Origin of the sequence: Alicyclobacillus tolerans (assembly GCF_048984885.1) — a bacterium.
GTDB lineage: Bacteria > Bacillota > Bacilli > Alicyclobacillales > Alicyclobacillaceae > Alicyclobacillus_I > Alicyclobacillus_I tolerans.
Genome location: NZ_JBMGNK010000002.1, coordinates 2,341,504 through 2,354,456 on the forward strand (window position 1 = coordinate 2,341,504; position 12,953 = coordinate 2,354,456).

Consider the following 12,953-nt stretch of genomic DNA (forward strand, 5'->3'; position numbering starts at 1 on the left):
AGGTATAATCTCTGCCCCTAGTAGGGCAAATTAGCCTATAAAGTTGCCTTGAAGTCCATACATTGCATCCTTATTGGATTCAGATGCAATAGGATACAAATTAAATCAGGAGAAGGAGAATCACAAACAGTGAGAGATATTCACGCATTTCACACCTGCTATGTTTGCAGGCATCCAATTGCCTGGGTAGGGAATTTGTGTGGTGAGTGGACCGTAGGACATGGTCGTGATATTCACGCCACCCTCACAGTTGCGGGAGATCTGGATGAACAGGGCTATCTGCCAATAGGTGTACAATTACAATGCCCAGAATGCGGAGCAGTTAATCAATTTAAAGCAAAGCATAAATTAGAGGAATCACTATAAGGTCATGCACTTTGACATTGAAAAATTTTTTATAGTGATTCCCAATTAACGTCCATATTTTCATCACGAAAATTCCTGTGAGAGATTTTTTTCTGTTCATACATATGTTGATCGGCTTCATTGACTAAATCCTTTAAACGCATCCATTCCCCTTCTGTACCGCCAATGGAAAGAGACGTTTGCTGAGCATGCAGAGGAAGATCTGGAATGCATCTTATATTGTTAATATTCTCATGTAAACGTGAAATATCATCCAAAACATCCTCCAAATTTAAACCAGGTAGCAGAACTAAAAATTCGTCTCCACCAAAACGAATCGTAAAACCGCGATCGGCAAGCCAATGATTTACGGCACTGATAAGATGGCGCAATAATTCATCCCCCGCCGCGTGCCCAAATCGGTCATTATAATCTTTAAATCTATCGACATCTATGAATAGAAGCGACAGTTTTTCTGAAGGAGGAAACACCACTCCAACTTTTTCTTCCAGGTAATCAGTAATTTCATTTGGATTGAGTGGTTGAGTCGTATAGGTTTCAAGTTCTGTAAGAAAATGCCGATTATAACATCCTGTTAGTGCATCAGTGTAAGCTTGTCGACGGATCTGGTAATAAAGTTGCGCTGAATATAAAATACCACTCAAACGTTGGGCTACTTTGTTCATTAATGTCAACTCTGTGGGTGAGTAAAAGTTGGGATACTGAATTTTTAAGGTCATGACACCAAAAACTTCTTGTTGAAACATGAGGGGAATACGGACCATACTCCGCAATCCTAATTTGTACATTGTTTCATCTTCAATAAATTGTTGATTCTCCATTAAATCTGGGTTATAATGCAATTTCTTTTGTTGATAAACCCATTCTAATCCTGTGTTTTTCACAATCATGAGCGAGCCCGAGGGAAGAGCCTGTAAACCGTTTCTTGTTACCACTTCATGAATGACGCAATAACGATGATGAAATGCCCCTAGTAATATACCAAACCGGTCAAACTCAAATCTTTCAAAAAACAAGTCCTTGATACGTTGCATCATATCGATAATACTCTTACTTTCCAGAGCGACTTGTGTACAGCGCTCCAGCCATTCATAATTTTTCAGTTCCTCCAACAGCATGAACACATAGCGCTCATCTTTCACGATATCCAAATGTTCTCCACTTGGCTGGGACGAAGCATCCATAAAATTCAGCCCCTCCTCCACACTCAAACTTCAACTCTAGACTTCGACATTTTGTTTCTGCTTGCGATTTTTCATAAATCCGTAAATCCAAATGGCTAATCCAATGACCACCATGGGTATGGCTGTATATTGCGCCGCATCCCAATGAAGAGCATATCTTGGAGAATCACCACGCAACATTTCCATAAAAAAGCGTACAATATTATAGGTTACCAAATAATAAGCAATCGAGAATCCCTGTGGCCACCCTTTTTTACGTTGCCAGAGAATCAACAAAATGGCAAAAAGGAAAATATCAGCTTGTCCTTCCCATATAACAGCCGGCCAGAGAGGCTGTGCTCCATACTGATCGTGAGCTAAAGTTCCAGGCGGAAAAACGATGCCAAATCCTTGGTGAGTTGGTGCCCCATAGGCACTCCCGTTCATAAAATCAGCGTCACGACCGATGCTCTGTCCAAGAAGAATACCAGGCGCAGCGAGATCGGCAAATCGCCAGAAATTCAATCGATATCTTTTCAGATAAACCATGGCGGCAAGAACAGCACCTACAATACCGCCCTGAATCGACAGTCCCCCATGCCAGATAAGTGGAATTTGTCCAGGATGAGCAGCATAATACGGGAAATCAAAGAAGAAGACTTGCCAAAAACGAGCACCAATAATTCCGCCCAACAAACAAATCGGTGCAAGATTCCACCAATGTTCCACATCACCCGGTTCGCCTTTAGCTTTGACAAAATACAATGTCACGCCGAATCCAAGCAAAAATGCTGCAGCAAAAATGGTACTGTAAGAGCGTACCGGAAAAGCACCTATATGGAACCAATAAGAATGCAAAGAAATAGCTCCTTTCGAACAATTATCTTTACCCCATGATACTATATTGAGTGAAAGCCTCCAACTATCGTGTTGTCTATAAACTGTTGATTTTACGCATTGTGGGTATCTCTTAACCATCCTATACTGAGATAGAAAGTTCTTGAATCACCCTGAGAGGCGGTTTTATAATTTTGCATGAAATTATTTATTTTCTTCACACATACGGCTACTTTGCTCTTTACGTCATGTTGTTGCTCGAATATTTGGTATTGATTATTCCTGGTGAGACCACTTTAACTACAAGCGGTGCCTTATGGAAAAGCGGAGCTCTGCATTTACAGTTGCCCTGGATGATTGTAGCAGCCACAATGGGCACATTCAGCGGATCGATGATTGCCTACGCTATTGGCAGAATACTGGGCAGACCCGTCATTTTGAAATACGGAAAATATGTCTTGATCACCCCCAAACGATTTGAGCAAAGTGAAGCACTGTTTCGCCGTTATACGTTGCCAACTCTGATCCTATCACGCTTTATTGCTGTGGCGCGTGATATTATACCTTATATTGCCGGTATTCAAAAAGTTCGCCTGCGAGTTTTTATTCCAGCGGTTCTTCTTACATCCATTGTTTGGACGACTACATTTCTAGCCGCCGGAAGTGTTATTGATTTCTTGTGGAATCTGGTTCGCTTACACTGGAAAATTTATTTATTGCCAGCCTTGATTGTGATAGGAATAGGTATTTATGGTTATCGACTGATTCATAAGAAAATTGAATCATCACTACACGTTCAATCTGATACAAATGAAAAATCTCAGAGCTTGGAAGAATAGCAAAGCTGTTCCCTAGCTAGCAACTTTTAATGCCTGACTGACGCTCAAATGATAGATACTCTTCCTTTGCCAAGATGGTATGGCGATCACAAGCCATAATCAATTCATCATGAGGGCGAGCGCTTACACCACCAACAGAAAATAAGTGAATACTCACACCTTCGTTTTTGGCAATTTCAACTGCAGGTATAAAGTCACTGTCACCAGCGATTAAAATGGCATGTGTAATTAAATGTTTCGTTGAATGCATGACCAAATCAGTGGCCAACATCACATCCACACGCTTCTGTTCAAGTATGGGATGACCGTCTTTATCTTGCCCACGATAAGCAAGTTTTCCTTCACGGACTGTGAAATAGGGAAGCTTGCTGACAGCAGCAAAAAATCTTTGCTTACTTGAGACGAGACTCTTTTCTGCTGGACTCGGATTTTGAGTTTGATAGGGTAAACAGTTATAATAGTATACTCTTAATAATTGACAATCTTCTGTTGTCCGTTCAATCAGTTGCACAAAATCAATCTGCGGGCTGCCAAGTCCCTTATGTATACTGTCAATATAGCCACCATCCATAAATACGGCGCAACGATTCATCTTTCGCCAACCTTCCTATCCACCCTTGGTACATCCCATCATTAATATAAAAAACAATGATAATCAAAGTGACTTCATCATACCTTCTTAAAAAAATAAAATCTACAGTCCCCACAAGGTGCAGCTCAAATTTTAGAGCTACCCCTGCTGAACTGTAGAGGTTATCATGGCTCTATTATATGGAACAAAGTCGAATCTTGTCAACGCTTGGCGAAGTTGTGGAAATTGTTTGACATCATTTACCCAAATCAACCCGATACATGGATACATTCAAACAAACCAACAGCCTAGCCTCTTCTTTAAAATAATTTTTCACTATCAAGCAACAAAGTGACAGGACCGTCATTACAAAGGTGCACATCCATCATGGCTCCGAATTGCCCCGTTTCCACGAGCAGCCCATATTCTTTCAGCAATTCGTTAAAATAAAACCAGAGTGATTGGGCTTCATCCGGCTGTGCCGCTGCCATAAAATTCGGACGTCTTCCTTTACGAACATCACCAAAGAGTGTGAACTGTGATACAGATAAAATAGCGCCGCCCACATCTAAAACACTGCGATTCATTTTTCCCTCATCATCTTCAAATATGCGCAAATGTACAATTTTTTCAGCTAAATAGTCTGCATCCTTAGCACTATCTCCAGATTTAATACCCACTAACAAAACCAAGCCAAAAGGAATTCTCCCCACTGTATTTTTATTTACATCCACCCATGCTTCCCGGCTTCTTTGAACGACTATGCGCATTGAATTTTCCTCACCTGCCTGAATTCTCTACTGAGTAACACGTTCAACAGAGAGCGTATCTTTGAGTCTTTTCAAACGTTCCGAAACAGAACGCAAATGATCAAGATTGCGTATTCTTAAATCCAAATGTACATGAGCGATTTTTTTCTTGTCTACACGAGCATTCACGCCCATAATATCCGTTTTGGTTTCTGCTATAGCATTCATCATTTCATTAATCAAGCCATGCCTGTCCATAGCCGTGACTTCAAGTTCTACATGATAAAACCAATCTCGGCTTGATGCCCATTCGACTTCGAGCATGCGATTACCATCTGCAACTAACGGTTGTACATTAGGACAATCTTTACGATGTACCGATACTCCGCGACCACGTGTGATAAAACCGACAATTTCATCGCCCGGTACAGGATGACAACATCTTGCAAAGCGAATCAGCAAATTGTCAATTCCTTTAACTCGAACTCCCATTTCACTCACAAGTTCACGATTTTTTCGCTCCAATGTGAGAGAATCCACATCTTTACTCTGTTGTTCACGACGAAATTTCTCAAGGATGCGAGAAACTACATGTCCTGCACTCAGTCCGCCATAGCCCACTGCGGCATAGAGATCTTCCTCACGAGTAAATGAAAATTTTTGCAGGATATCCGTTAAATATGAGCCATTTAATAAGGAGACGTCCAATCTCTGACGAATTAATTCACGCTCAATCGCTTCACGCCCGCGAGCAATATTTTCTTCACGTTTCTCACGTTTGAACCATTGCCGGATTTTACTTTTCGCCTGTGAAGATTTGACGATTTTTAGCCAGTCTCTGCTCGGACCATAGCCTGTTTTAGCGGTCAAAATTTCTACAATATCACCAGTACGCAATCGATAGTCAAGAGGAACCATTTTCCCGTTAACACGCGCTCCAATGCATCGATTGCCAATATCCGTATGAACACGATAGGCAAAATCAATAGGTACACTTCCAGCTGGTAAATCAAACACGTCCCCTTTAGGAGTAAAAACAAACACTTCGTCAGCAAACAAGTCAATCTTAAGGGTCTCCATAAATTCTTGAGCATCCCGAAAATCTTGCTGCCACTCCAACACTTCACGAAACCACGCTAATTTTTGAGCAAATTTGCCTTCCGCTCTGGCGCTTCCTTCTTTATAAACCCAGTGAGCCGCAATTCCATACTCAGCTGTCTGATGCATTTCCCATGTGCGAATCTGAATTTCCAACGGTTCTCCCCGAGGACCAATCACCGTTGTATGAAGGCTTTGGTACATATTCGCTTTCGGCATGGCAATATAATCTTTAAAACGGCCTGGCATTGGCTTCCACATTGTATGAACCAGCCCCAAGACGCCGTAACAATCCTTGATACTTTCCACCGTTACTCGTACAGCAAACAGATCATAAATCTCGTTAAACTCTTTATTCTGGGTAATCATTTTTCGATAGATACTATAAATATGTTTTGCCCGTCCGGAAACTTCAGCATTCAAATCGAGATCGTCCAACTTATGTTTTAATACGTCTATCACTTCATTAATAAATCGTTCGCGCTCTTGACGTTTTTGCGCCATCAGTTCCACGATATTGTAATACTGCTCTGGATTTAAATATCGAAAAGCAATATCTTCAAGTTCCCATTTAACCGTGTAAATCCCCAATCTATGAGCAAGAGGTGCAAAAATTTCTAAAGTTTCACGAGCTGTACGCAGCTGTTTGTCTGGAGGTTGATACTTAAGTGTGCGCATGTTATGCAATCGATCGGCTAATTTAATAATCAGTACACGAATATCACGTGCCATAGCTAGAAACATCTTGCGTAAATTCTCTGCCTGCTGTTCTTCACGAGAATCAAATTTAATCCGCTTCAGTTTCGTAACACCGTCAACTAGCGCTGCAACGTCCGCACCAAAATGCTGCACTAAATCTGCATCTGTTACTTGTGTGTCTTCCACGACATCATGAAGCAGGCCCGCCACAATTGTAGTTGCATCCAATTTTAAATCAGCTAATATGTTTGCAACCGCCAACGGGTGCGTGATGTAAGGTTCTCCTGATTTGCGAAATTGTCCTTCATGGGCTTTACGCGCTAATTCGTAAGCGCGACGAATCGTCTCAACTTCATCCGCCTCACTATACGCCGACACAATATGACAGAGATCGTCCAGTGAACGTTCTTCGCTTACCATCCACCGAAACCTCCTCGCTTTGCGAGTCTACAGGTGACTCGTTGCCATTTGTCCCTTTCAATCGTACTGAACCAATGTCTGAATAGGCAACTGAGGAATTTTGTCCAAAAGAACTTGCCGTCCACCAAGTTCTTTTAGTTCTATCAAAAACGCCGCTCCAACCACAATACCGCCTAATTGTTGAACCAAATCAATAGTTGCGCTCATTGTCCCACCAGTGGCCAACAAGTCATCCGCTACTAAAACGCGTTGACCCTGCATGATGGCATCTTCATGAATTTCCAACGTATCCTCTCCATATTCAAGTGCATAACTGGCCGATCTCGTTTTATATGGCAATTTCCCTTTTTTTCTTACAGGCGCAAATCCACAACCAGTTACGACGGCAAGGGGAGCTCCTATGACATAGCCTCGAGCCTCCGGACCTACAACCATTTGCGCTTGACACTGGTTGCAAAACTCAGCCAGAGTTTGTATCGATTGTTGATATAACAAACCATTAGCCAATAGAGGCGTAATATCCCGAAACAATATACCTTTTTTTGGAAAATCAGGGATGTCCCGAATCATTTCACGAAATCGCATAATACCCTCTCCAAAATCATAAACTTGGTAACGAATGTCTTCCTGATTATCTAGCAGATGAAAGACTACTTGTATCAGCAACAATCTCCATATTTTCGATGAGATGTTGTTGGTAAATGAACGAGTCGCGGATTTTTCGAGCAGACTCTACTTGCACCTTATAATACGCAGTCGCATCCTCAACAGCAAATCCCAATTCGCAAAAGATAGACATAAGAAGATTTAGACGCGGTAATTTTTTTTGCCAATGATGCAGATTTTGCTTGTCAATCTGAGATTGTTGAGAAAACCAATGATAATATTTTGAGATTTCTTGTCGACGAAGAGGGTGCAAATGACGCCAAGCATTTTTAACGTGTATTTGTACCCGCTTCTGTCCTTGCCATTGATTTTCCACAATTTCAACGATAGCCCCCAGACAATCACCAGTATGCCATGAATTGCAAATTTTAGGAGCTTGAAACCAAATCCATTGACCGATTGTCGCTTCCTCATCACGGACTGTAAATCTTAAATGATTCTGTTCTTTACCAATCCACTGCATGTCGATTAACTCTACAGGTCCCATATAAAAACAAAAAGATTTAAAACCGTTTCCATAGGGTTGGAGCCTTGTTAACCAATGCGCAAGTTCAGGCGTTGCTTCACGAAACATAAGATTTCCATCACTAGTCAGTGGGAAATGCACATCATGTCTATCTTTTGCCTGGTTTTTTACAGTTGATTGAAACTGTCTCCGAAATGCCTCTAATTGATGGCGTTCTACAGCACAGCCTACAGCGTAGTCATGTCCCCCAAAATGGTGCAATGTTTCCTGACAGGATTCCAGAATGGCAAGCAGCGAATCATTTCCATAAGAACGACCGGATCCGCGCAAGAGATGTTGGCCGTTATTGGCAAATACAATAGCTGGTGATTGGAATTTTTCCGCAAGACGAGCAGCCACAATCCCTACCACTCCAAGCGGCCATTCTCCCCACACAACAATGCCCCGAGCATTTTCCAGTTGGTTTTGGTATTGCTCAATGGCCGCAGCGGTAGCTATCTCTGTCCAAGACTTTCGTTCTCGGTTTAATGACTCTATAGTTTCCGCCAGTGACTTCGCTTCTTCTGAACTTGGTCGATGCAACAAACGAAATGCAATATCGGCTGAATCCATTCTACCTGCTGCATTGAGACGAGGAATCATTCGCCAAAGCAATTGTTGGAGAGTGATTGACTCACCTTCAGGTAATCCTGCAACATGCAGAAGTGCACGCCAACCCGCATGAGACCATTGAGAGAGTACCTGTAAGCCATCCTTTATCAATCGTCGGTTCTCTCCAAGCATTGGCATTACATCCGCAAGTGCGCCGAGTGAAGCTAAAGCGATCCATTCGTTTTCGATATGGCCGTTGTGTAATGCAGCAGCTAATTTTAATGCTACACCTGCTCCTGATAATCGTTTGGCAACTATGGCATTTCTATGCCGGATATAATGCACTATAGCATGAGCTATGGGTAGTTCCTCACCGTGTTCGTGATGATCCGTAACAATGACTGGCAAGTGATATAATCTCGCTGTTTTCACAGCTTCTATTGCTCTTATTCCATTGTCTACAGTAATAAGCAGCGATGCCTCCAATTGCACAGCTTTCTCTACATGCTTAACTTGCAAACCGTATCCATCTTCTACACGATGCGGAATCCAACAAACCACTTTTGCGCCAAGACGTTCTAGAGCATCGGTCAGTATAGTCGAGGCTGTTACGCCGTCCACATCGTAATCTCCAACCACCACAATGGGTTGATGACTAGATATACATTCAGCAATGATTTGACAAGCTAAATTCATGTCCAGAAAATCATCCGGTGGTGAGTAGGAAGGAGATTCAGCAAGAAATTCAGCTATTTCCGATAAAGTATGAAATCCACGTTTCCACAATAGTTCGACGAGCAAATGCGGTACAGAAAAATGTTCTGCAATCCTGTCTATTTCTTCAGAATCAGCAGAACTATTGACCCAAAGTAGCTTGTCTTCTCTGTCATTCACTTCTTGATAAACATCAATCATGAGTCTGTCCATGTTCCTCTTCTCCTTCCACATACGGGTTCACATGGACAAATACATCCAAAATACGTGGAAAATTTGCTTTCATAGATTGACGCAAACTGGCGGCAATTTGATGCCCTTCAGCCACTGTGAGATTTGCATCCACGCTAATCTCAACATCTACAACCACATATGAACCGTGATCGCGCACACGCAAATCGTCAATATGGCAGACCCCACTTGAATTTTCTATCGACTCCCGATAAGGTGTTAAATCGGCATCCTCAAGAACCACGCGATCCATTAAAGGTTGTAAGGAGTCACGAGCGATTTTCAAAGCCATTTTGACAACTAAAATCGCGACAACTGCTCCTGCCACTCCATCCATTTGCATCAGCCAGACCCAATGAAGATAGCGGCCCAACAGTGAAAGGAGAATACCCAACAGAGCGGCCAGAGATGAATAGACATCGGAGCGATTGTCATAAGCGCTGGCCATCAGACTTTGACTTCGTTTTTTCTTAGCTATACGGATATTGACTTGGAACATCGCTTCTTTAACGAGCATGGAGATAAACGCTGTCCAAGCAGCTAACCAATCTGGTTGAATAGGAGGGAAAAAGAGGGAACGCAAAGAGGAGTAGGCAACCTCCAAAGCAGCGGCTATCAAAAAGCCCGCAACAATGGAAGCTGCAATTAACTCCGCTTTTCCGTGACCATACGGATGATCATCATCGGGCGGTTTACGAGCAATTCGCAAGCCTACTACGACTGCTACACTGCCAACTACATCTGCACCTGAATGAACAGCGTCGGCGATGATGGCTTCATTACCTGTAATGACTCCAACTATACCTTTACCAAAGGTCAACAAGATATTGAGCAGGGTATTGATCCACGCTATTCTTGCTGTAGTCCCACTCAAGCAGATTCCACCTGTGTCTTACGAATATAACTCCGTCCTCGCCATACGACCCAAAGTGGTGCAGCAATAAAGATGGAGCTATAGGCACCACTTATCAAGCCTACGATTAACGCGAGCGTAAAATCATGAATCGACTGCCCACCAAAGAAGAACAACATGAGCGCTGCTATTAAGACAGTCGCTACCGTATTAATCGAACGAGTCATAGTCTGCCAAAGGCTTTGATTAACCAGATCTTGTAATTCTTCGTAGCTTTTAGGCGGAGTTAATTTCATGTTCTCACGGATTCGGTCGAAGATAACGATGGTATCATTAATCGAATATCCAACAATGGTTAAAACTGCCGCTACAAAAGTCAAATTAACTTCTACGCGAAATAAAGCAAAGACTGACATGACTATAAAAGCATCATGCAGCAAAGCCACAATTCCAGCAAGAGCAAAACGATATTCAAAGCGAATCGCAACATATATGACTATAAAGAGCGAGGCCAGTAAAACAGCCCAAACAGCTTTTCGAGAGGTTTGATTGGCAACAAACGGATCGACTGTATTCACTTGGGGCTGCAAAGCATTGGGAAAAACTTTTGTGACGTCATTCGTAAGAGTATTAATTTGCTGGTTTGTCAGTACCTCTGGAAAACGAATAATCGCTGTTTCTCCATTTAAGCCAGCTACAGTAACATTGCTTGAAGCGACCGGTAGACCAGCATCTGACAGCCATTCATCCACTTTTGCCGTATGAACTTTTTCATTCAATTGAATTTGCACCTGCGAGCCAGCTTTAAAATCCGTGCCAAGATTAAATCCGGAGACGAGAAACACAATCAGTCCTGCAACTGTAATCAACGAAGAAAGCGTAAAAAACCAAGCGCGCCGGCGGACAATATCAAACTTCACATTCATTTTCCAGCGCCTCCTTTGCGCGCGCCGTACCAAGCAGGGTTTCTAAAGAGGTTGGATTTTGTCAATTGCAACAACATGGTACGTGACAAGAAAACAGCCGTTAATAGCGATACAATGATACTGACCATTAAGGCAATGGCAAAACCACGAACATCTCCTTGACCGAACCAGAACATCACAAGACCTGCTATGAAAGTTGTTGCATTGGAGTCGAGAATGGTCCGTAAAGCACGCTTGCTACCCGCAATGGTAGCCGATTGTAAACTTCTACCATTTCTCACTTCATCTTTAATCCGCTCATACGTAATAATATTGGCGTCGACTGCAATACCCATCCCAAGTATCAACGCCGCGAGTCCGGGTAGCGTCAAAGTAATTGGGAATCCAGCAAATACAAGTAAAGTCAGATAAGCGTAAGCAATAATCGCAATGTCAGCAATCAGACCAGCCAACCGGTAAATCGCAATCATGAAGAGGAAGATAAGGACAATAGCAACTAAGCCTGCATATAAGGTTGCTCGTAAAGAGGCAGCCCCCAATTGCGGTCCCACATTTGTTGAGGCAATCTGTTTTAAGGGATATGGAAGTGAACCTGCATTTAATTCTTTAGCCAATTGTTGCGCTTGTTGCATACTTCCAACACCAGAAATTTGTGTTTGACCGTTTTCAATGACACTCTGTACGGTTGCCGATTGTATCAAGTTTCCGTTCAAGAAAGTATAAACTGTTTTTCCAAGATATTCTTTAGTAATTTTAGCCCATAACGCTTTATTTTTAAAGGTTACGTCTACAACAGGTTGACCTGTTGTGCTATCCAATCCGGCTGTAGCATTGCTTTCCATATCTCTACCAGTGATGAGCAACGTCCCCGGCACCGGAACGGGCTTATTGTCCTTGCCCATTTTAATGTTTCCATAAATCTGCAAAACTGCTGTCTCGCCAATAATTTGCTCAGCCTGAGCCTGGTTGAAAGCTCCCGCCAATTGGACACTAATTTCATTGCCGTTTTCCAGATTAATTTGCGGTGAACTGACACCGAGAGAATTCACTCTCGTTTCCACCGCTTGTAAAGCTGCTTCAATACCTGCTTGTGTCAGTGGTTCATTATTGACAGGTTCAATCTTATAGAGCAGACTGATGCCACCTTTTAAATCAAGTCCAAGTGGAATCTGCCGCCACAGTTTCATGGTTGTTCCTGCTGCCAGGCCAATAATTATTACAGCAATCAGCAGAAACGAGCCAAAACGGCTCCATTTCATTGCTTGTCCTCCTCGCGATGAGCCAAAAGTTCCAGACCTTAGTATAATGGCGGTTGTTAAATATCGTCAAACCATCGGTTTATTTGATTCGTTGTGTTCTTCGTCATTTTCATCCAACATGCCTCGATAGGCATTCGCCATTTGAAAATTCATAAATTGGTCTATGCGCATAGATAAAATAGCATCTACCAAGGCATACAGGCGATTCGTTCCTCGCGTCAGCCATTTTGCACAACGCCAAATATCTCTGACTTTTACACTTTCATAGCCAAGGGCTGTAAATTCCTCTACCTTCACTTGACAAATGGACTGAATTTCTGCTGTAAAATCATCTCTATCCACATCCTGTTCATTCACCCATTGTACCTCCATCCTGACCATTTTCTAAAGGCTATCACACAGCTAGATTCTCCGTTCCCGTGAAATTTCCTACCAAACAAATCATCTGAACATTCACTTGGACTAACCGTCAACAGACAGGCATACGCTTGTATCGATATTCTGT

14 protein-coding genes are annotated in these 12,953 nt (G+C 42.5%); 2 read left to right on the plus strand and 12 right to left on the minus strand.

The annotated features are described in order from the left end of the window. Positions 1-129 precede the first annotated feature (129 nt). A complete protein-coding gene (locus tag ACOJUR_RS11835; RefSeq protein ID WP_083573966.1) occupies positions 130-366 on the plus strand; it encodes a hypothetical protein in 237 nt (78 codons plus the stop codon). Positions 367-395: 29 nt separating this feature from the next. On the opposite strand, the gene ACOJUR_RS11840 is transcribed toward ACOJUR_RS11835, so the two are convergent. Then, a complete protein-coding gene (locus ACOJUR_RS11840; protein ID WP_420950073.1) occupies positions 396-1,550 on the minus strand; it encodes a sensor domain-containing diguanylate cyclase in 1,155 nt (384 codons plus the stop codon). Between the two features lie 36 nt (positions 1,551-1,586). Further along, on the minus strand, positions 1,587-2,387 hold the full coding sequence (lgt, locus tag ACOJUR_RS11845) for a prolipoprotein diacylglyceryl transferase (RefSeq protein WP_420950074.1): 801 nt from the start codon (positions 2,385-2,387) through the stop codon (positions 1,587-1,589). A 173-nt stretch (positions 2,388-2,560) separates the two neighbouring features. Between lgt and ACOJUR_RS11850 the strand changes: the two genes are divergently transcribed. After that, positions 2,561-3,205, plus strand: a complete 645-nt coding sequence (locus ACOJUR_RS11850; RefSeq protein WP_420950075.1) for a DedA family protein — start codon at positions 2,561-2,563, stop codon at positions 3,203-3,205. A 16-nt stretch (positions 3,206-3,221) separates the two neighbouring features. Here ACOJUR_RS11850 and ACOJUR_RS11855 read toward each other — a convergent pair whose 3' ends face one another. From ACOJUR_RS11855 to ACOJUR_RS11900, 10 genes are all read right to left on the minus strand, one after another. After that, on the minus strand, positions 3,222-3,797 hold the full coding sequence (locus ACOJUR_RS11855; protein WP_072872673.1) for an NYN domain-containing protein: 576 nt from the start codon (positions 3,795-3,797) through the stop codon (positions 3,222-3,224). Next, entirely contained in the window at positions 3,757-3,912 is a 156-nt protein-coding gene (locus tag ACOJUR_RS11860) for a hypothetical protein (RefSeq protein ID WP_420950076.1), read from the minus strand. Before ACOJUR_RS11860 ends, ACOJUR_RS11855 begins: the two co-directional genes overlap by 41 nt. A 184-nt stretch (positions 3,913-4,096) precedes the next feature. Beyond that, on the minus strand, positions 4,097-4,546 hold the full coding sequence (gene dtd, locus ACOJUR_RS11865; RefSeq protein WP_072872674.1) for a D-aminoacyl-tRNA deacylase: 450 nt from the start codon (positions 4,544-4,546) through the stop codon (positions 4,097-4,099). Between the two features lie 27 nt (positions 4,547-4,573). Then, positions 4,574-6,742: a RelA/SpoT family protein gene (locus ACOJUR_RS11870; protein ID WP_203115313.1), complete on the minus strand. Its 2,169-nt coding sequence runs from the start codon at positions 6,740-6,742 to the stop codon at positions 4,574-4,576. Between the two features lie 57 nt (positions 6,743-6,799). Further along, a complete protein-coding gene (locus tag ACOJUR_RS11875) occupies positions 6,800-7,327 on the minus strand; it encodes an adenine phosphoribosyltransferase (protein WP_072872761.1) in 528 nt (175 codons plus the stop codon). A gap of 46 nt (positions 7,328-7,373) precedes the next feature. After that, positions 7,374-9,392, minus strand: coding sequence for a single-stranded-DNA-specific exonuclease RecJ (gene recJ / locus ACOJUR_RS11880; protein WP_420950077.1), 2,019 nt, complete (start codon positions 9,390-9,392; stop codon positions 7,374-7,376). Then, positions 9,373-10,284, minus strand: coding sequence for a cation diffusion facilitator family transporter (locus ACOJUR_RS11885; RefSeq protein ID WP_238413661.1), 912 nt, complete (start codon positions 10,282-10,284; stop codon positions 9,373-9,375). The genes recJ and ACOJUR_RS11885 overlap by 20 nt, the downstream gene beginning before the upstream one ends. Beyond that, entirely contained in the window at positions 10,281-11,189 is a 909-nt protein-coding gene (secF, locus tag ACOJUR_RS11890) for a protein translocase subunit SecF (protein WP_072872678.1), read from the minus strand. The genes ACOJUR_RS11885 and secF overlap by 4 nt, the downstream gene beginning before the upstream one ends. Then, positions 11,186-12,448: a protein translocase subunit SecD gene (gene secD / locus ACOJUR_RS11895; protein ID WP_072872679.1), complete on the minus strand. Its 1,263-nt coding sequence runs from the start codon at positions 12,446-12,448 to the stop codon at positions 11,186-11,188. The genes secF and secD overlap by 4 nt, the downstream gene beginning before the upstream one ends. Before the next feature lie 66 nt (positions 12,449-12,514). Further along, positions 12,515-12,805, minus strand: a complete 291-nt coding sequence (locus ACOJUR_RS11900) for a post-transcriptional regulator (RefSeq protein ID WP_165611914.1) — start codon at positions 12,803-12,805, stop codon at positions 12,515-12,517. Between the last annotated feature and the right edge of the window lie 148 nt (positions 12,806-12,953).

Bases quoted from the DNA above. Each gene is read 5' to 3' on its own strand.
- ACOJUR_RS11840 (WP_420950073.1), bottom strand. From the start codon at position 1,550: ATGGATGCTTCGTCCCAGCCAAGTGGAGAACATTTGGATATCGTGAAA.
- ACOJUR_RS11855 (WP_072872673.1), bottom strand. From the start codon at position 3,797: ATGAATCGTTGCGCCGTATTTATGGATGGTGGCTATATTGACAGTATA.
- dtd (WP_072872674.1), bottom strand. From the start codon at position 4,546: ATGCGCATAGTCGTTCAAAGAAGCCGGGAAGCATGGGTGGATGTAAAT.
- ACOJUR_RS11870 (WP_203115313.1), bottom strand. From the start codon at position 6,742: ATGGTAAGCGAAGAACGTTCACTGGACGATCTCTGTCATATTGTGTCG.
- ACOJUR_RS11875 (WP_072872761.1), bottom strand. From the start codon at position 7,327: ATGCGATTTCGTGAAATGATTCGGGACATCCCTGATTTTCCAAAAAAA.
- recJ (WP_420950077.1), bottom strand. From the start codon at position 9,392: ATGGACAGACTCATGATTGATGTTTATCAAGAAGTGAATGACAGAGAA.
- secF (WP_072872678.1), bottom strand. From the start codon at position 11,189: ATGAATGTGAAGTTTGATATTGTCCGCCGGCGCGCTTGGTTTTTTACG.
- secD (WP_072872679.1), bottom strand. From the start codon at position 12,448: ATGAAATGGAGCCGTTTTGGCTCGTTTCTGCTGATTGCTGTAATAATT.